The organism is Acidithiobacillus sp. M4-SHS-6, assembly GCF_047421495.1.
Lineage (GTDB): Bacteria > Pseudomonadota > Gammaproteobacteria > Acidithiobacillales > Acidithiobacillaceae > Acidithiobacillus.
Map to the genome: position 1 here is coordinate 1,176,063 of NZ_CP175559.1, position 18,614 is coordinate 1,194,676.

At 55.6% G+C, this 18,614-nt stretch carries 18 protein-coding genes and 2 pseudogenes; 15 read left to right on the forward strand and 5 right to left on the reverse strand.

Features of this window, described 5'->3' with window-relative positions:
- Positions 1–286: 286 nt before the first annotated feature.
- Positions 287–1,567 (reverse strand): IS1380 family transposase, encoded by a 1,281-nt coding sequence (locus tag ACJU26_RS06055; protein WP_414041942.1) that lies wholly within the window; start codon positions 1,565–1,567, stop codon positions 287–289.
- Between the two features lie 299 nt (positions 1,568–1,866).
- Between ACJU26_RS06055 and ACJU26_RS06060 the strand changes: the two are divergent.
- Positions 1,867–2,523, forward strand: a pseudogene (locus ACJU26_RS06060) (IS110 family transposase); the annotation flags it as partial.
- Positions 2,524–2,665: 142 nt separating this feature from the next.
- Here ACJU26_RS06060 and ACJU26_RS06065 read toward each other — a convergent pair.
- The 3 genes and pseudogenes from ACJU26_RS06065 to ACJU26_RS06075 form a co-directional block, all read right to left on the reverse strand.
- Positions 2,666–4,444: a hypothetical protein gene (locus tag ACJU26_RS06065; protein ID WP_414041616.1), complete on the reverse strand. Its 1,779-nt coding sequence runs from the start codon at positions 4,442–4,444 to the stop codon at positions 2,666–2,668.
- Positions 4,445–4,659: 215 nt separating this feature from the next.
- Positions 4,660–5,673, reverse strand: a complete 1,014-nt coding sequence (locus ACJU26_RS06070; RefSeq protein ID WP_414041617.1) for an IS30 family transposase — start codon at positions 5,671–5,673, stop codon at positions 4,660–4,662.
- Between the two features lie 65 nt (positions 5,674–5,738).
- A pseudogene (locus tag ACJU26_RS06075) lies at positions 5,739–6,872 on the reverse strand (IS630 family transposase).
- A gap of 157 nt (positions 6,873–7,029) precedes the next feature.
- On the opposite strand from ACJU26_RS06075, the gene ACJU26_RS06080 reads away from it, so the two are divergent.
- Positions 7,030–8,169 carry an IS630 family transposase gene (locus tag ACJU26_RS06080; RefSeq protein ID WP_414041618.1) on the forward strand — a complete coding sequence of 380 codons (1,140 nt, stop codon included), beginning with the start codon at positions 7,030–7,032 and terminating at the stop codon, positions 8,167–8,169.
- A 147-nt stretch (positions 8,170–8,316) separates the two neighbouring features.
- On the opposite strand, the gene ACJU26_RS06085 is transcribed toward ACJU26_RS06080, so the two are convergent.
- Positions 8,317–9,210 (reverse strand): LysR substrate-binding domain-containing protein, encoded by an 894-nt coding sequence (locus ACJU26_RS06085; RefSeq protein ID WP_414041619.1) that lies wholly within the window; start codon positions 9,208–9,210, stop codon positions 8,317–8,319.
- A gap of 127 nt (positions 9,211–9,337) precedes the next feature.
- On the opposite strand from ACJU26_RS06085, the gene ACJU26_RS06090 reads away from it, so the two are divergent.
- From ACJU26_RS06090 to ACJU26_RS06150, 13 genes are all read left to right on the forward strand, one after another.
- Positions 9,338–10,756, forward strand: coding sequence for a form I ribulose bisphosphate carboxylase large subunit (locus ACJU26_RS06090; RefSeq protein WP_414041620.1), 1,419 nt, complete (start codon positions 9,338–9,340; stop codon positions 10,754–10,756).
- A gap of 40 nt (positions 10,757–10,796) precedes the next feature.
- Positions 10,797–11,129: a ribulose bisphosphate carboxylase small subunit gene (locus tag ACJU26_RS06095; RefSeq protein ID WP_414041621.1), complete on the forward strand. Its 333-nt coding sequence runs from the start codon at positions 10,797–10,799 to the stop codon at positions 11,127–11,129.
- 65 nt (positions 11,130–11,194) lie between these two features.
- Entirely contained in the window at positions 11,195–13,738 is a 2,544-nt protein-coding gene (locus ACJU26_RS06100; protein WP_414041622.1) for a CsoS2 family carboxysome shell protein, read from the forward strand.
- Positions 13,739–13,790: 52 nt separating this feature from the next.
- Complete coding sequence (locus ACJU26_RS06105; RefSeq protein WP_414041623.1) at positions 13,791–15,344, forward strand: carboxysome shell carbonic anhydrase; 1,554 nt, start codon at positions 13,791–13,793, stop codon at positions 15,342–15,344.
- Positions 15,341–15,592, forward strand: a complete 252-nt coding sequence (locus ACJU26_RS06110; protein WP_414041624.1) for a carboxysome peptide A — start codon at positions 15,341–15,343, stop codon at positions 15,590–15,592. The genes ACJU26_RS06105 and ACJU26_RS06110 overlap by 4 nt, the downstream gene beginning before the upstream one ends.
- 11 nt (positions 15,593–15,603) lie before the next feature.
- Positions 15,604–15,840 carry a carboxysome peptide B gene (locus tag ACJU26_RS06115; protein WP_414041943.1) on the forward strand — a complete coding sequence of 79 codons (237 nt, stop codon included), beginning with the start codon at positions 15,604–15,606 and terminating at the stop codon, positions 15,838–15,840.
- 43 nt (positions 15,841–15,883) lie between these two features.
- The gene (locus ACJU26_RS06120; protein WP_101538125.1) at positions 15,884–16,180 is read left to right on the forward strand and encodes a BMC domain-containing protein; all 297 of its coding nucleotides are present in this window, start codon (positions 15,884–15,886) and stop codon (positions 16,178–16,180) included.
- Positions 16,181–16,235: 55 nt separating this feature from the next.
- A complete protein-coding gene (locus ACJU26_RS06125; protein ID WP_414041625.1) occupies positions 16,236–16,532 on the forward strand; it encodes a BMC domain-containing protein in 297 nt (98 codons plus the stop codon).
- Between the two features lie 88 nt (positions 16,533–16,620).
- Positions 16,621–16,959, forward strand: coding sequence for a BMC domain-containing protein (locus ACJU26_RS06130; RefSeq protein WP_414041626.1), 339 nt, complete (start codon positions 16,621–16,623; stop codon positions 16,957–16,959).
- Positions 16,960–16,964: 5 nt separating this feature from the next.
- Positions 16,965–17,405 (forward strand): ferritin-like domain-containing protein, encoded by a 441-nt coding sequence (locus ACJU26_RS06135; protein WP_414041627.1) that lies wholly within the window; start codon positions 16,965–16,967, stop codon positions 17,403–17,405.
- A gap of 13 nt (positions 17,406–17,418) precedes the next feature.
- Positions 17,419–17,703, forward strand: coding sequence for a hypothetical protein (locus tag ACJU26_RS06140; protein WP_414041628.1), 285 nt, complete (start codon positions 17,419–17,421; stop codon positions 17,701–17,703).
- A gap of 5 nt (positions 17,704–17,708) precedes the next feature.
- Positions 17,709–18,335: an AAA family ATPase gene (locus ACJU26_RS06145; protein WP_414041629.1), complete on the forward strand. Its 627-nt coding sequence runs from the start codon at positions 17,709–17,711 to the stop codon at positions 18,333–18,335.
- Positions 18,332–18,559: a hypothetical protein gene (locus ACJU26_RS06150; RefSeq protein ID WP_414041630.1), complete on the forward strand. Its 228-nt coding sequence runs from the start codon at positions 18,332–18,334 to the stop codon at positions 18,557–18,559. The genes ACJU26_RS06145 and ACJU26_RS06150 overlap by 4 nt, the downstream gene beginning before the upstream one ends.
- The last annotated feature ends 55 nt before the right edge of the window (positions 18,560–18,614 follow it).

Here is an 18,614-nt window from a genome sequence, read left to right on the forward strand (position 1 = left end):
CCCGTTGAGATAGGAACCAAATAGTAATATACACAAAGGCTCTTATTTTTGCAAGCAATAGTAATTACCCAAAATCCGCGATTGCATGAGGGTTGATGGGATGCTTTGGTCCTGGGGGAGTGTTTTTCAACGGAATCTGGTTTCTGGTGAAGGGGAAAGCGGGCGGAAACGGGTCCGGGCGGCTTCGTGAGTCCGGTTTTTGGGTGGGGAGACCTGCTTGAGAGGGATTGGGCGCAGCTGTCTCCCTGTGCTGTTGGCACACTGCGGAAACCGTGGGATCAGGTCTTCAGGTCGCGAGGGGGGAGCCATCGGGGTCGGCCCGGCTGCGGATGGCGAGGAATTCGTCGAGTCGGTGAGTGGCGATCTTCAGCATCCAGCGTCCAGCGTGGTGGATGAGTCGGCCCGGGACCTGGAACCATCGCCAACGTACCGTGGCCACCCGGTGCCGTTGCCAGTCCTCTCCCAGGGCGGCATGTTTGAAGTGCACGAAGAGATTATGGGCGATGACGCCGATCCGGAAAAACGCAGCATTGGCGCTCTCCTGCCCACAGGGCATACGCTCCATGCCAAAGCCGATTTTGAGTTCCTTGATGCCATTCTCGGAATGTTCCCCGCGCTGGCGGTACCAGACCAGCACATCGGCGGTACTGCCCGAGCGGTTACTGGCGATGACATGGTAGCGGGGCCGGTCCTCTTCCAGAAGCTCCGCCTGATGCCGATAGCGAACCACGATCAGCCGAAAGGCCTTCTCCGTATCCGCCATGCTATGTACCGTCTCCGCCACGGCGCAGTCGGCATACTGGGTCCAGGCGCTGTCGGGAAGGGCGGCAATGGCCGCCAGGGTGGAAGCGTCCAGGCGGCCGCCAATGGCAAAGGTCTTGTCCGTCCGTTCACAGTAGTTGAACAGTTCTGCCTGATAGCTGGCCGAATCCGCCCGGAGGGCGGTGATGTGGTGACCCTGGGGAAGGCGGGTCTCACAGGCCTTTACGAAATCCAGGTTCTCCGTCGCCGGGGCCACATTCCCGGCCCGGAAGTCGTCATGGATCACGACCCCGGCTTCAGCCAGATGCCCGACCATGGGCATATAGCCCCGCTCGCCTTTGTAGGTCCAGGCCGCCTCCTGTTTCTCCGCCACGATCTGGGTGGCATCGATATCCAGGGTATGGGCCTTGCGGCCACCCTTACGCAGGTGTGCGGCCACCACCCGGCGATGCACCCGGTCCAGACCGGCCAGTCCTTCTCCTTCGCCGGTACGACGCAACCAGTCCCCCACCGTATCCGGGCTGGGCAGCCGCTCCCAGGACAGCAGACGGCGCAATACCGGGTCGGCATGAATGACCCGCAGGTCTTCCAGCGAACGCCCACCGCCGGTAAGCATCAGGACCAGCGGCAGCACCTGCTGCACCGCCGAATAGCCCCGGCCACTGCCCGGCTGCGGCATGTCCCGCTCCAGCCAACGGAGGAAATGCAGCCGATCCAGATGCTCCGCAAACAGCACCAGGCCCGCTTGCGCCGTCAGTACCTCTTCACTGGCCGCCAACTGGAATGGAAGCATGCTTTGTGCCATCTTACTCATCGGTCCCTCCTGCAATCCTACCTTCTGGGTGAGTTTCTTTCGCCAGATCATTCTACCAGAAAGGCTTGCAGATCGGGACCTTATCCGTATATTCAGCTTCGTAATCGCGGGATTAGGGAATTACCCAAAATCCGCGATTGGCTAGAGCGAATGACGGGCAACGCAATGTGTATCGGCTTTTTCCCCGTTTTGAGGCCTTCTTTAGCGATGTGTTTGTAGGGATATTTCCAATAATTCGGATGACGACGCTTCCTGGAGACGCAGAATCCCCCTTCTCTTCGCACAAAGCCCAGGAAGTGCTGTCCCTGGCGAGCCGTCGCCTCAAGGCCAGCCGCGCGGAGATACTGGATGCGCTGCAGGGCGATTTGAGTGCCAGCCATGGTTTTGTGCTGGAAGAAACGATGCGTCATATCGAAGCCCTGGAGGCCCAGATCGCCCGCTTTGACGCCCGATTACTGGAGGGTTTGCAAGCACAACAGCACGCGCTGACCTTGCTGCAGACCTTGCCGGGGGTGGACCTTATGGGGGCGGCCTTGCTGCTGGTGGAAATTGGCGACGACATGAGTGTCTTCGGCAGCGCCGATCGTCTGGCTTCGTGGACCGGGCTGTGCCCTGGGAACCACGAGTCGGCCGGCAAACGGAAAAGCGGACGCACGCGGAAAGGCAATCCCTATGTGCGGCGAGTGCTCTGTGAATGCGCCCATGCCGCCAGTCGCACCCGATGCGCCTTACAATCCAAATTTCAAAGCCTCGTGGTGCGCCGGGGGCATAAACGATCCATTGTCGCACTGGCCCATAAAATGCTCCGCATCATCTACTTCATGCTCTCTCGCGGCACATATTACCGGGATGCCGCCACCGACTATGAAGCGTTGAGCGTGCAACGCAATGCCTCCCGCTGGGTGAAAAAGCTGATCAAGTTCGGATTCCTCCCCGATCCAGCCTAGCTTCATCCCGCTTACAACCTATGGCCAAAATCGGTCAGGGATGCTTGCGCCCCTCACAGGCTGTTTCTTTCACTTTAAAATGCAGTCTTTCCCCCGCGATGTCCGCGAAAGTCGTATTTTTACCCGATTGGATCCACGATGTTCAGGATATCTCACTTTTCACCCGCCGAGCTTTCTGCATTTTCTGCAAACGTTCTGCCTTTTTGTCCAAAGCACTCCGCTCCTTTTCCAGCTTGACCCGCCAATAGTCCGCTATCTTTTCCTCACGATGCTCATTGGCCCATTGCCAAGCTACGGCTGCCCCGTTTCTCTTACGGTCTACAACCGCCCCGCATCCCGCACAATGTAATACCTGATGGTTTTTCACATCTTCCATCAAGTCATTCGCGCCACATAACGCACAAGTCTGTGCCGTCTTTTCCGTATGCTCCAGAAGGGCCGTGCCCCACTTCTCGCAGGACCAACGCAACGCTGATTCCAGTTTATAGAGACTGGCTACCACCCGTCCGGCCCGCGCCTTTTTGGCAAAATCCGTCTTCTCTCCAGTCCTTTCATTCACCTTGAGCGCCGCCGTTTTCAAATCCAGCTTTTCAAGGGCTATGGCTTCGTATCCCGTCGCCCATTGTTTCGCCAGCTTGCGGTAGTAATCATCCCGGCGATTTCTCGCCCGCCGTGCTATATGCACACTGGCCGTCCAGACCTTGCGATCTTCACAGGTCCATGCCTTTAACCAGTCAGGGACCATTTCTCCAAAACGATGCCGCCAGTAATGAATCCGGCTGATCGCCATGTGCTGCGCCGGTAACTTCTGAAAAGCAGCCCATTGCTCACGCGTTTCCTCATCCCAGCCTTCCGGCAACGCATCATCAAACATCCGAATCTTTGGGGCGATTCCATTCCGCGATGCATCCCGCTTCCCCTGTAAGTCCTGCGCCCTTTGCAGGTCATTTTCAATATCGGGTGGCAACTGAATAATCTGCGCGACATCTGGGTCCGCCGCATCCGTGATGCCGCATACCCGCCGACCAGAGATGTCTTCATTCCAGCCCAAATGCACCGACAACAACGATTTGCGGGTATGCCCTACAGCCTGCCTATGCTGGCTCTCGATGTTCAAGGAAAATTGCAGGTAGTACCGATAAGTACACCCCACTTTCTTGCGGACCAGTCGCGCCAGCGCCACGGTCGCGCCCTCTGGAAAGGGCCGATGCATCTGAATAGTGCCGGAGGCGTATTCATGGGCCATAGCCGCTCCCAGCCGAAAGAGAAAGTGTCCATATTGTCGCTTAGCGATTTTTTTCGGTAATTCGATGGATATTTCTTTGCTGCCATTCAGAAAAAGCTTTTTCTGGGTCAGTCCACCCTTGGCCGTGAATTGCAGAGTCAGTGTGTCTTGGGTACTCTTGTCGGCCTTGGCAAATCGGGGCGGACGACCCTGTTTCATAGATGTTTTCCAAGCCAATATCGCATTGTTCAAAACCGCCGTAGCCGTAGCATATCCCAAACCAGCTTTGACGGCATCCGCCCGACAGCGGTAGGTATCACAGGACGCATTGATGCCCACCCGATTATAGATTTCCTGCAATTCCTTTTTGTATTGCTGCCGCAAGGCTTTCAATAGCGGCGATAAGGCTTTCCAGGTTTCCCGCCGTTCTTGCGCGATTTTTTTCAGGACCGCTTCCTCAGCATTAGCCGATCGGATGTGCTGAAAGTCAGCGTTCAGAGTCTCAATTCGCTCCAGCAAGAGCAGTGTTTCCTTGTCCGCTTTCGACCGGATTAACGCTTGCGCATCGTCATATACCTTACGCATGACTGCTACACACTCGTTGTACATCTTTCTGGCCAGCCAGACTTGATGTTCCAGAGCAGGCAAGCATGCTTTATCCACGCGAATGCCGTAGATATAAGTGATCGTTCCCATCTACTTGTCTCCGGCCATAACAGCAGTATTTATTTTCTTTGTTCGCGCTCGCTCCCAAATTTTGTGTCGGGCTTGATGCGAATCGTCAAAAATCGGCGTATCCATTCTGTGTAAAACAGATCGGCCAATACAATATTCAAGTGTGCGTGCGCGTCAATGAATTGCAGTAAATATCTCCCGGCTTTGCCGGGAGATATTTACCTAAGGTGGCGATTTCAAGTTTGAACTGCAACACTACCCTGTAACTCTCTGATTCGTTGTGCCATTACTTCGGTGGGTGTCCGAAATCCCAAGGATTTCCTGGGTCGATTATTGAGTTCGTCGGCCACTTTGGTCAAGTAGCGCTGAGAATATTCCGACAGGTCCGTTCCCTTGGGGAAGTACTGCCGCAGCAGGCCGTTGGTATTCTCGTTCGTAGGCCGCTGCCAGGGACTGTGGGGGTCCGCGAAATAGACCCGAATCCCCGTGCGTTTCTCCAGCTCCTGATGCCGCGCCATCTCCTTGCCCTGGTCGTAGGTCAGGGTCTGCCGAAACGCCTTGGGCAGGGTGCGCAAGCGCCGCGTGAAGCCATCCAGGACCGACTCGGCGGTGCTGTCATCCACCCGCGCCAGAATCACGAAACGACTGCTGCGGTCCACCAGGGTACCCATGGCGCTGCCGTTGTAGGCCCCCTTGATGAGGTCTCCTTCCCAATGGCCCGGAATTTCCCGTGCCTCGGCCTCGACGTGACGCTCCCGAATCGGGCGCATGTTCTGAATGCCACCCCGACGATCCTTGCCCCGACTCCGGGGATGCCGTTTGCCATGCCCCCGCCGCAGCGCCCCAATGAGCATCCGCTTCAACTCGCCAGCAGGATGAGCATAGATGTACTGGTAAATGGTCTCGTGACTGACCTGTCGGGACCGGTCCTCGGGGTAATCCAAGCGCAGCCTCCCGGCCACCTGCTCCGGTGACCATTTCCGCTCCAGCATGGCTGTGGTGACCTGTTCCGTCAAGGCATTCCCCGGAGCCAGCTTGCGTGTGCCTCGACGTCTCCACGACCACGCCGTCTCCCGTCCCGTAACCGCATCGTAACTGTTACCCATCCACCCCCGATGAACCTCCCGGCTCAAAGTGCTGGGGTTACGCTGCAACTCTTTGGCCAAGGCTCTCAGGCTTATTCCTTGGTTCAACCCTCTCTGCAACCGATTCCGTTCATCCATGCTCATCTGCTGATACTTGCTGCCCATCTTCCACCTCCAGCCTCCTTGGACCAAAGGTGTTGCGCTTCATTCTTGAGCGCGCCGATTACATATCATACAGCCTCCAAGTCCAGCTTCTTCCAGCGGAAAACGACCAAAGCCGCATTCATCTCGTCGATGCCCTTCAAGATGCGTGCCTTGAGTTCGGAGATCGAATCGACACGGATATGGCGGAGGAAAATCCGGGCCATTTTCGAGAAGGTACATTCGATCAGGTTGAGTCAGGAACCATGCTTGGGGGTATGTACATACTCGAAACGCCCCGGTCGCGTGGCCAGATAAGTCATGGTCTCCTTCGAGATGTGCACCGAGTGGTTGCCCAGAACGACACGGATGATGGCTTCCGGCGGGTAGTAGGCGTCAATCGACTGGAGCAGGGCAATGAATTCGCGACTGCGGTGCCGATCTTCCACCCGGGCAAACAGGTGGCCGGTGTGCAAGTCGATGCCCGCCAGGATCGAGACCGTGCCATGACGCATATACTCGTCATCCCGGCTGACACCCGGTACCTTGCCCGGGACCGGCGGTAAGTCGGGGGACGTCAAACCAAACGCTTGAATACCGGGCTTCTCATCGACACTGACAGTGTAAATCGGATTCGACCGCCCATCATGAACAGCGCCTTCGGTGTAGAGAAAAACGTCCCGATAAGCCATCAACACCTCATGCATCCTCCGTTCGAAGTCCGGGTCCGCTTCTCCAGGTAGTAGGTGATCCTGTGGGGCTTGAGCTGGTTCTCGTCGAGAATCCGCCAAACCCTACTCTTGCCCGCTCCAGTAAGACGCGGGAACCCCGACGGCTGTGCCTGCTCGGACACATAGCGTGCCAATGCCGAAATGCTCCACAACTCGGCCGCCAGCCCCAGTTCCTTAGGTTGGGTGCAGGATATGCTCACCACCTAGGCATTGGCTTCGTCGGTGATACCGGGCGCGTGGGGCCGATGGTAGGTGTACTTCAGACCTGCCTGGACGCCAGGGCCTTGTCGATACACTTGTAAATCATCGGCCGACTCACACCCGACTTCCGCTGAATCTCGCTGATCGGCAGCCCTTGCGCGTACTTGAGCAGTACCCCGTCCCCCGCTCCACTTCGCGCACCGGTGCCGTACGCGAGGCCGCCAATTCAGTCAACTTGGCTCTCTGCTCATCAGACAATTTCAACGCCGCTCGTCCACTTTTCCGCCCCATGATCTCCTTCAGTCTGAATGGTTTCACTATCATGGCAAGTCCGTGCTTATTTGTAAATATATTAAAGGAGCGGACTACTAGTAGTTCGTTCCATAAAATGATTTACAAAGTAGTGTCATTTTGTCATGCTGGTTCCAGGACGGAAACGGAGGCGAACATGACGCGAGAAACCAAGCGTGCCCCTTTGGTGTTGTCGGATGCCCATAGACAGGTGTTAGCGGACTTGAGTGGTTCGAGAACAGCGCCTGCGCGTGAGGTAGAGCGAGCTAACGTGTTGTTGCGCTATGCGGACGGGATCTCGATTTCCGAGATTCAAAGGCAAGTCGGGGTATCCCGACCGACGATTTACAAATGCATTGATAAAGCGCTTTCGGCCGGGATTCAGGTCGTCTTGAAAGACACCTTCCACAGCCCCAAGGCACCGGAAATCCTGGCCGATGCCAAGGCGTGGGTGGTCAATCTGGCCTGCACCAAACCCAAGGATCATGGCTTGGCAGCGGAGTTGTGGACGCTGTCGGCCTTGGTCCGACAGGTGAGAACATCTGCGGTAGCTACGGGGTTTCCCCGTTTGGCTCAGGTGGGCAAAACCACCGTGTGGCGGATTCTGCAGGAACAGAATCTCAAGCCGCACCGGGTTCGCTACTACCTCGAAAAGCGCGATCCCGAATTCGACCGCAAGATGCGGGAAGTGCTTCTGGTGTATCAAGAGGTTGCCCTGTACAGGGAGGGCTCGGCACCCCATCTTGAAACACGGCCCATCTATACGGTGAGCGTTGACGAGAAGCCCGGTGTACAAGCCATTGGACTGACCGCCCCGGACTTGCCGCCGATCCCCGGAAAGGAGACTTCGGTGGCGCGAGATTATGAATACGTCCGCCATGGAACCCTGTCCATCCTCGCCGCGCTGGATTTGCACACCGGGGAGATCATCGCCAACGTGGAACCCAGGCATCGCAGCCGCGAATTTATCGATTTGCTCAAACGCCTGGATGCTCATTACCCGGCCGACGCAGTGATACGCGTGGTGCTGGATAACCACTCCGCTCACATCTCCAAGGAAACGATGGCTTACTTGGCCACCCGTCCAGGACGCTTCGAATATATTCATACCCCCAAACATGGCTCCTGGCTCAACCTCGTCGAATGCGCCTTCTCCAAGATGGCTCGAACCTTCCTTCGCCACATCCGCGTTACCTCAAAGGCCGAACTCAAGGAGCGGGTTCTCAAAGGCATCGCCGAGTTCAACGAGGCCCCAGTCCCGTTCCGCTGGAAAAAGTTCGACTTGGAACTTGTATGATTCGTAAGCTTTTTTATGGAATAAAACGTGCTTATCGGGTTAGCGCATATGGGTACTATATATGGTGCATCAGTGCTTTTATGAGCACAGTTTATTGTATACGGCATGTCGTTTTGTGCGACCAACCGATAAGCACAGAATAAAATACTAGTTACCTTGCAGCAAAAATTCCATGAACTTTTGCGCGACGGCGGTCAGACGTTTATTTTTGCGGTAAACTGCATGCCAGTGCCTGAGGATCGGGAAGCCTTCTACATCCAGTATGGTAATGTTTCTGGCGTTGGCTTCGGCCGCAATGGTATTGCGCGACAGGACACTCAAACCCAAACCTCCGGCAACCAGCTGCTTGACGGCTTCATTACTACTCATGGTCATTCTGACTTTGAGTTGAACACCTCGCTCCTGGAAAAAATTCTGGGCAGTCAGGCGGGTTCCTGAACCTTCTTCGCGAAGAATAAAGGCTTCATCACGCAGTTGCTGGGGTGGGATACGGGTTTGTCCTGCCAGCGGGTGATCGCCAGGAGCCAGAACCACCAACGGATTATCCATGAAAGGGTGGGCGATCCCATCAACATCATCGGGCACCTGCCCCATGATGTAGATATCATCTAGATTTTGTTTGAGCCTTTCAAGAATGCTGTCGCGGTTGGCAATTTCCAAATGCACTTCAATGCCAGCATGTTCCTTGCAGAAAGCGCCAATGAGGCGGGGGGCAAAATATTCCGCGGTCGAAATAATGGAGAGACTGAGTGTCCCGGATTCGAGATTACGCTGGGCGTCCAACTCCTGATTCAGGGCATCGAGTCGGCGAAGAATATCATTACCCGCTCGGGCCACAGCCTCACCTGCTGAGGTTAGATAGAGTTTTTTGCCCATTTGTTCATACAGTGGCTCACCGGTTGTCTCAGAAAGTTGCTTGACCTGTATGGATAGCGCTGATGGTGTCTGGTGTAATTCCGTCGCAGCGCGTGTCATATTAAGGTGTCGTGCAAGCACCGTGAATATCCGTAGTTGATGCAGGGTCGGAAGGCGGGTTACCAAGGTTTTATATTTCCAAAAGATAACATTAATATCTTTTTACTTTACCTTACGTAATGCGCTTTGTACATTCGTCAAGGGTTACAGCTTTGACGGTCAAGTTTAGACTGAATATTTTAGGAGGAATCTTATGGCTGGTAAATATCAAGCCGGCGTCAAGGAGTACCGCCACACATATTGGGCTCCGGACTACGTGCCGCTGGAGTCGGATCTTTTGGCGTGTTTCAAGATTATCCCGCAGCCCGGTGTAGATCGGGAAGAAGCGGCGGCGGCAGTAGCAGCAGAATCATCTACCGGCACTTGGACTACGGTCTGGACTGACCTGCTAACCGACATGGACTACTACAAAGGTCGCGCCTATCGCATTGAAGATGTTCCTGGTGACGATGCAGCCTTTTACGCGTTTATTGCCTATCCTATTGATCTTTTTGAAGAAGGTTCAGTTGTCAACGTATTCACCTCCCTGGTCGGTAACGTTTTCGGCTTCAAGGCAGTGCGTGCTCTGCGTCTGGAAGACGTGCGCTTTCCCCTGCACTACGTCATGACCTGTAACGGTCCTTCCCATGGTATTCAGGTGGAACGCGACTTGCTTGACAAGTATGGTCGGCCGATGCTCGGTTGTACCATCAAGCCCAAGCTTGGTCTGTCTGCCAAGAACTATGGCCGTGCCGTGTACGAAGCCCTGCGTGGTGGTCTGGACTTCACCAAGGATGACGAAAACGTCAACTCCCAGCCTTTCATGCGCTGGCGTGACCGCTTCCGATTTGTGGCTGATGCAATTCACAACGCCGAAGCCCAGACAGGTGAGCGTAAGGGGCACTATCTGAATGTGACCGCGCCTTCTCCAGAAGAAATGTACGAACGTGCCGAGTTCGCCAAGGAACTGGATATGCCCATCATCATGCACGACTTCCTCACGGGCGGCTTCTGTGCCAATACAGGTCTGGCACGTTGGTGCCGCAAAAATGGCGTGTTACTCCATGTTCACCGCGCCATGCATGCCGTGATAGACCGTAACCCCCACCATGGTATCCACTTCCGGGTGCTGGCCAAGGCCCTGCGTTTGTCCGGCGGTGATCATCTCCATACGGGTACGGTGGTCGGCAAGCTGGAAGGTGATCGCGCTTCAACCCTCGGTTGGATTGATTTGCTGCGAGAATCCTACATTCCTGAAGATCGTAGTCGCGGTATTTTTTTCGATCAGGATTGGGGTTCCATGCCCGGTGCTTTTGCCGTGGCCTCCGGTGGTATTCATGTATGGCATATGCCGGCTCTGGTCAGCATTTTCGGTGATGACTCTGTACTGCAGTTTGGTGGTGGTACTCTGGGTCACCCCTGGGGTAATGCGGCAGGTGCAGCGGCCAACCGTGTGGCTTTGGAAGCCTGCGTGGAAGCCCGTAACCGTGGCGTAGAGATCGAGAAGGAAGGCAAGGAAGTGTTGATGAATGCAGCCCGCCATTCCCCAGAACTCAAAATCGCTCTGGAAACCTGGAAAGAAATCAAGTTTGAGTTCGATACGGTCGACAAGCTCGACGTGCAGAACCGCTGATTTCTGAACATTCATCGACTCATTCAGGAAGGAGGTCATCATGGCCGATGTGCAAGATTACAAGCAAGTCCGCCGGTATGAGACATTTTCATACCTGCCCCCCATGTCTGCGGAACAGATCCGGGCTCAGATTCAGTACATTGTTTCTCAGGGCTGGAACCCAGCCGTAGAGCATGTTGAGCCCAATCGTTCGTTCACGCATTACTGGTATATGTGGAAGCTCCCCATGTTTGGTGAAAGAAGTGTGGACACCATTCTGGCCGAGCTGGAAGCCTGCCACCGCGAATATCCGGGTCATCTGGTGAAGTTGATCGGTTACGACAACTACACCCAGAGCCAGGGTCTGGCATTTGTGGTGTACCGGGGCTCCTGATCAGGAGCAACAGTGACGATGCCGCTGTGCTCGACTTGCACGGCGGCGACTCCAAGGGAGGCAATATGTCTGAAATATCCGCTTCCGGTCACTTGCGTGGTCGGGCTTTGGCGCAGAAGATGCGGCGCCAGCAGGCCGTGCGCAAGCAAACCGAGAGATCACGGTCAGTGCCAGCAGCTGCTGAGCCAAAGTCTGTACCCCAAACGATGCGGACAGAATCCACTGCTGTGGTGATGTCCCCATCCATTCAAATCGAAAATATGGCCCAGAAAGCTTCTGGAAGAGAAGCGGCACTGGCGCGTCGTGCATCAAGATGTAGTGGCGCGCAATGCTGGTCTGATCCTGAAGAAAGGCGGCCGCGTGGGCGCCGCCGTCCAGCGCCGTCAGAAATTAGCCAACCGGTGATGGCCGCCGAAAATGCGGAGCCAGCATTGATCCCCGGCGTGGAAGAATCCTTCCTGGATTCTGTCTGTGAAATGGTCGACAGCAACCCCACAGATTTCGCCTGGCGGGAAAATTCGGTGCGCCAGCTCTGTAAGGCGCGGCGTCAGACTCTTTCCCAGAAAGGCAAAGTGGCCTTGACGGTGATGCGTGGGCTCAGCTCTGCAGCTGCCCGTTTACGTTACCTGCAAAATGGCAACGGCCGGGAATTTGCCCGTCTCCATCGTCAGGAGCAGGCGGAGCACGGCCGGGGTCGGGCCCAACCCACTCAGGCTGCCGGTCAGTTGCGTTCGCGTAAATATCGTGCGCCCCAGAAAGTTGAAGTGGATACCACTTTGTCCGGTTCGGAAGTCACGGGAACCCAGGTTACCCGACAGGTTTCAGTGACCGGCAATGAAGCCGGATCCTGTCGCGGAATTACCGGTACGGAATATGTAGGGACTGACCAGTTTGCGAGTTTCTGTGCAGCCCGGCCCGCAGCAAATCCCGCCAAGGTGGGAGTGACGAGTACATCGTCACGGCAGTCCGTGTCCGGCACGCAATTGGGTCGTTCCAACGAAGTGACCGGTGACGAAGCGGGTACCTGTTCGACGGTAACCGGCACGGAATACCTCAGCATGGAAAATTTCGGGGCTTTCTGTCAGTCCGCTTTACCCAGCCGACCCCAGAAGGTGGCGATGGGTGTTTCAGCGAATCAGCGCCTGCCTATCAGTGGTTCTGACGAAGCCAGGGCCGTCGCTGTGACAGGTTCTGAATCCGGTGTGCAGCAGCGGATTACCGGGTCTCAGTACTCCGATGCCGGTGTGGCGCGGATGACCATTAACGGTGCGCCGGCAAAAGTTGCTCAAACCCACACATTTGCCGGTGAGATGGTTTCCGGCACCGCAGTGGATAGTTCACCGAAAATCACTGGACTGGATTCCGGAGAATGCCGCCCGGTAACGGGAACCGAATATCTGAGTCAGGAAACCTTTCAGTCTCTTTGCCGGACGGCGACAGCACCGGAACCGGTTCCGGCCAAGGTGGGTATCAGTAGTACCGACAAGGGGCAACGGATTACCGGTAACCTGGTGGACCGTTCTGAAAAGGTGACCGGTAATGAACCCGGGAGTTGCCAGCGAGTGACGGGTACGGGTTATGCCGTAGCCAATCTTTGCGGCGGCGGTGTGGATAAAGTGGGCATGATGTCCAGCTTGTCGGGAACCACCCTGACCGGAACAGGAGTCAGTACACACCCAAAAATGTCTGGTGACGAGCGTGGAGAGTGCTTGCCCGTCACCGGTACGGAATATTATGGAGCAGAGCACTATGCGGCATGTGAGAGCACTCCACATGCTGAAGCTCCCAAAGTGGGTTTAACCAGAACTTCCACGGGCCAACTGGTCAGTGGGCCATTGCTGACGCCCTCGGAAAATGTGACCGGCAATGAAGCCGGTGCCTATTCGCCGGTTTCAGGAACGCCCTATGCTGCTGAGCCCGTCAGTCACCTGTCTGAGGTCTATCCTGCAGCAACTGCTTTATCTACAGAGGAAATGTCTATCCCGGCAGAGCCTGCCTGTTGCAGTAGTTGTGCCCTGAAGCAACAGGCTTTGGCACAGGCGGCAGCAACACCTGCAGTCACGACTGCACCAGCCAGTGCCCGTTTTGTAGCACCAGTCATGCCGCCTCAGCCTGCTGAGGTAGTCCAGGGTCATCCCCAGACTTTCAGTATTGTTCCGCCTTCACGACAGATTGCCAGTCGTATTACCGGCAACAGCGCTGACCAGAATGATCGGGTTACAGGACCGGTAAATCTGGCGAGAGGCCTGGTTACGGGTACACCGGAATTCCGGACCCGTGAAGTTCCGCACAGTCCGGCACCGGCACTGCAGCCTGCCGTGGCCCAGGCTGTGCCAGTGGTTTCGGAAGCATCTGTACCGGAACGGGGAGCCTGGCAGATTACCGGCGACGATTGGAGCCGGAGTCAACGGGTGACCGGAACCGAGGGACACTGGGCGCAAAAGCGGAATCCGACGCAACGCGGTGATGCCAGAATTTGCGTGATGTCTGCGGGCGTCAACAAGGGTCAGACCTTGTCGGCAGCGGTAAGTGATTCCAAGTTGACGGGTAGTAGCGGAAGTTCTACCCGGGGTTCACTGGTGACGTATTCCGGGGGCGCCCGAGGATGATGTCCTGTTTTGTAGAAGCCGCTGAATCCCTGCTGCGAGGCGAGGTCTGAAAGTGGATACCCGCAAAATCAGACGCTTGCGTGGTGATTCCGGGGGGCAATCCCTGCCCATGGCCCGGCAATTTGCCGAGGCTGAACGTATTCAGGTTCCCCTGCAGGCAGATGGTCAGGCGGCAGTGCATCCGGCCTGTGCCAGTCTGCCGGAGCGCCAGTGTCATCATCCTCTCGTAAATAATACGGAGAATACGCGTCTTGCCCGCTGCGAAAGCACCATCAAGGCACGTTTTGATGATATTGTCCCGGTTCTGAAAGAAGTGGCGGCGCTGAGTGGGCTTCGGGATTTTACGGAGCAGGCTAACCGTTTGGCGGAGCAGCGCCTGGGCCATACTTTTCCTGAAGCAGTGTTGGAAAAGTCCTGGATACGCGGTGTAGATATGCCGAAGCTGTATAGCGCCAGCGTATTTGCCGCATTGGTGGCGGGCGTGGAACAGTTCTCCCAGCGTATTCATCAGGAACAGGCCGATGGTCAAAGTCTGGATGCCTTGCTGGTGGATTGTGGTTTCCATGCGGTCAATGTTTCCGCCTGCGCCGATGGACGCTTAAAGGGGTTGTTTCCCTATATTTTGCGGCTACCAGCTTCGGATTTATTACGGCGATCCGCTTTCGCAGGGACCCTCTTTGATGTGGAGTCGGACATTTTGGATTGGCAGGCGGCAGAACTACGTAGATACCGTGAGGGATATCCCAGTACTTCCGATAGTGGTACCCGGTACCTGAAAGTAGCGGTATACCATGGCAGTTCCCTGGATCCTACCCATCAGGGCTGTGCTGCCCACCACAGCAATGAAAAAGTGGCCATGGAAGCGGCTCTTGAGCGTTTGCAACAATTTCGCCAAGGGATTGAAAATGCTTTTTGTTGTGGTGCCAGCACCGATATTCTGCTGATTGGATTGGATACGGATACAGATGCCATCCGCATTCATGTACCGGATAGTCAGGGTGATTTGAGCCTTTTCCGGTTTGTGGATAATACTGAAATCTACAAAACGACTCTGGGCATGAATGCTGATCAGGCGCGTCTAGTTATTTACGAGGCCATTGAGAATGCCAGTGATGTGGGTGGCTGGGGTCAAGGTCAGGGGAAACCCCATGACGGGATGCGACGCCTGATTGCCAATTTACTCATTAATAATTTGAGCCAGATTGAATACGTCGCGGAAAATTATGGGGGATGGTATCCCGATAAAGGCCATGGCGAACGCTTTATTAGTATCGGCGATGGTTTTCAGGAATTGCAGGTCCGCAATCTTGCATATTTCGCCCGTTTGGATACGGTGGAGGAAGGTGCTGCAGATCTGGACGTGGGTGTCAAGATTTTCCGGCATCTGAACGTGGAGCAGGGTCTGCCTATCCCCATGGCGATTCACTATAACTATGACGCCAATGTGCCTGGCCACAAGGACCGAGTTATTGTTAAGCTGCAACGAGTCTCCACAGCCATTCGCGCACGGTACAGTGATTTGCTGGCAGCAGGGATGCTCTTTTTGCACGGCTTTATTCAGGATCACAAACTGGGTAGTCCATTGGAGGAGGTACCTCTCCCATGAAGATTATGCGTGTGGAGAAAACCCTGGTGTCCACCAACCGTATTGCGGAAATGGGTCATCGCCCCTTGTTGGTAGTCCAGGAAAAAGAAGGTGGACCCCGCTCGTTGGCTGTAGATGCGGTCGGTTGTATTCCTGGTGACTGGGTGATCTGTGTGGGTTCTTCGGCTGCCCGTGAAGCTGCTGGCAGGAAGGACTACCCCTCTGATCTCACCATTATTGGCATTATTGATAATTGGGATCCAATGTAGTCGTGGAGATTATGCAGGTGGTTTCGGAGCTAGTGGTTACCCGTCGAGTTCCGGGGCTGAAACAAAGTTCGCTACGGGTTCTGGCCGATGCAATGGGGAAACTCAATGTGGCAACAGATCCCGTAGGTGTTCCACCCGGTAAATGGGTATTTACGGTAGCAGGAACGGCGGCACGTTATGCGGCAGGTGATTTTGAGATTCACACTGATTTGACCATTGGTGGAATCATTGACTTTTGGGAACCTTAAACGTTCCTGGTATTGGGTTTAGTTCTTGTAAGGAGGGGTGCAAATGGCAGATGTATCAGGTATTGCGTTGGGTATGATTGAAACCCGCGGTTTGGTGCCGGCTATTGAAGCGGCTGATGCGATGACCAAGGCCGCCGAAGTGCGTTTGATTGGTCGCCAGTTTGTCGGTGGTGGTTATGTGACCGTTCTGGTGCGGGGCGAAACAGGTGCGGTGAACGCCGCCGTTCGTGCTGGTGCGGATGCCTGCGAACGGGTGGGTGACGGTCTGGTGGCGGCGCACATCATTGCGCGTGTGCATTCTGAAGTAGAGAACATCCTGCCGAAAACTGCCACCGCCTAAGGCCGTGGCAAGATTCGGTCATGAATATTTTGTTATCTTTTGAGGAGTGGAAGAAATGGCTGAAGTAACAGGTATTGCGTTGGGTATGATTGAAACCCGCGGTTTGGTGCCGGCTATTGAAGCGGCTGATGCGATGACCAAGGCCGCCGAAGTGCGTTTGATTGGTCGCCAGTTTGTCGGTGGTGGTTATGTGACCGTTCTGGTGCGGGGCGAAACAGGTGCGGTGAACGCCGCCGTTCGTGCTGGTGCGGATGCCTGCGAACGGGTGGGTGACGGTCTGGTGGCCGCCCACATTATTGCCCGTGTCCATTCCGAGGTGGAATACATTCTGCCCAAAGCCCCGACAGCCTAAGTATTGTCGTGGAATGAACGCGAGTGAGCGGGCGTAGTTCTTACGCCCTTTCTGGCAGATTGAAAAAAACACTATCAAGGAGACACAGATGGCAGCGCCTACGGGTATTGCTCTGGGAATGATTGAAACGCGTGGTCTGGTCCCCGCCATTGAAGCGGCAGACGCCATGACTAAGGCAGCAGAAGTGCGTCTGGTTGGCCGTCAGTTTGTAGGTGGGGGTTATGTCACGGTATTGGTGCGGGGCGAGACCGGTGCGGTGAATGCTGCCGTTCGTGCTGGCGCGGATGCCTGTGAACGGGTGGGTGACGGTTTGGTCGCGGCGCACATTATTGCCCGGGTACACACCGAGGTGGAACATATTTTACCTCAGTCCCCCAGTGCCGATGGCAGTGGCCGTGATGGTGATGTGACCGGTAATCTGAGCTGAGTCCCATGAATGTGATGCGTAATCATCATCCTCGCATCATTGGGTATTTTACCCGTGCACTGGCTCATGAGTACACGGCAGTTCAGCAGTACCGGACCCAATCGAGCCTTTGTACGCTGTGGGGTATGACCGATTGGGCAGAATATTTTCGTCATGAATCGCGGGAAGAGCTGGATCATGCCGGTCTGCTCAGCCAGCAGCTATTGTTGATGGGTATAGCGCCGACGGGTGCGCAATTGCGTCCTCCTCGCCCAGGCAGGGATTTGCGGGAGATGCTGACCCACGATCAGGATCTGGAGTTTTCTGCAGTGCAACTGTACAGCGAGGCTCAGAATTTTTCCGAGCGGATGCGCGATCTTCCCTCTGCCGAGGTGTTTGCCCATCTTCGTGCCGATGAAGAAGGCCATATGCGTGCCTTGGCCGAAATGTTAGGGCGCTTTGACTGATAACGGGGGATGTGTGAACCAGGATCTCCAGGACTTGCAGGCCCCTGATGGCTGGGAAATTCAGCGTCGCCCTCTGGGATGGAGCAAACGCTATGAGTTTGCCGATTATGCCCAGACCCGTCACTTTCTGGATTTGCTGACCGCAGTATCCGAAAAGATCGGTTACTATCCCAACCTGAATTTTGCCAAGACTTATGTCGTGGTAGCCATTCAGTTTGAAAATGATGCGGTGGATCCGGAGCGCACCGAGTTCGCTGCTGCTGCGGAGCAATGCGCCCAGCAGACACGGGAGTCATGACCCGCATGTCCAAAGTCAAACGGATTGCCCTGTTCAATGCCAAAGGCGGTTGTGGCAAAACCACGCTCGCCTGGAATCTGGCCATGGGTTTATCCAGAAGAGGCACAACCTTGCTGCTGGATGCGGATTCCCAGGGCAGTCTGGGGGATTGGGCTGATTGGGCGGCTGAAGCAGAAGGGCATGCCTTGTCAGTGCAGAACTGGTCCGAGCAGGACGCCGGGTCTGCAGATAAATTTGCCTACTGGGTGATCGATTGTCCGCCTTCCCTGGAGAGTCCCGCTACCCGGGAAGTTCTGGCGATGGCGGACTGGGTTTTGCTGCCGGTACTGCCATCGCCCCTGGATTTATGGGCGAGCCAGCGTAGTGTTGAGGTGATTTCGGCCTTGCACGCCGACAAGCGGGATCGACAAGCGGCATTCGTGCTCAATCAGGTGGAAAACCACAGTGCCTTGTCCCGGGCGACAGAGTCGGCTGTTCAGGCCCTGGGACTGACGGTTTTGCCGGTTCAGGTGGCTCGCCGGGCCATTTACCGGAATGCCGCCATCGAAGGCAAAAGCGTGTATCAGATGGGCAAACGGGCAACGGCTGCCGTACAGGAATTCGAAGGAATTATTGAGGAGATCTTGAAATGAGCAATTTGGAGAACAAACTCAACGCGAGTATCCAGAGCCCCAAACGGCGGAGTCCGGCTGCTGCATCCACTGCAACGTCGGCGAGCGCAGCTGCTCCGAGCAGTAAGTCCGCGCCAAGTAACAAGCCTGCCCAGAAAACAACCCCAAAAGCGGCTCCGGACCTCAGTGATCTGAATGCCGGTGGGGGCCGTGAGATCAATCCCCAGCGTATTTGGCCGGACTGAGCTACTTCGTCTTTTCATCATGAATCCTCTTGCGCCAGCTTGTGCCCAGTACACA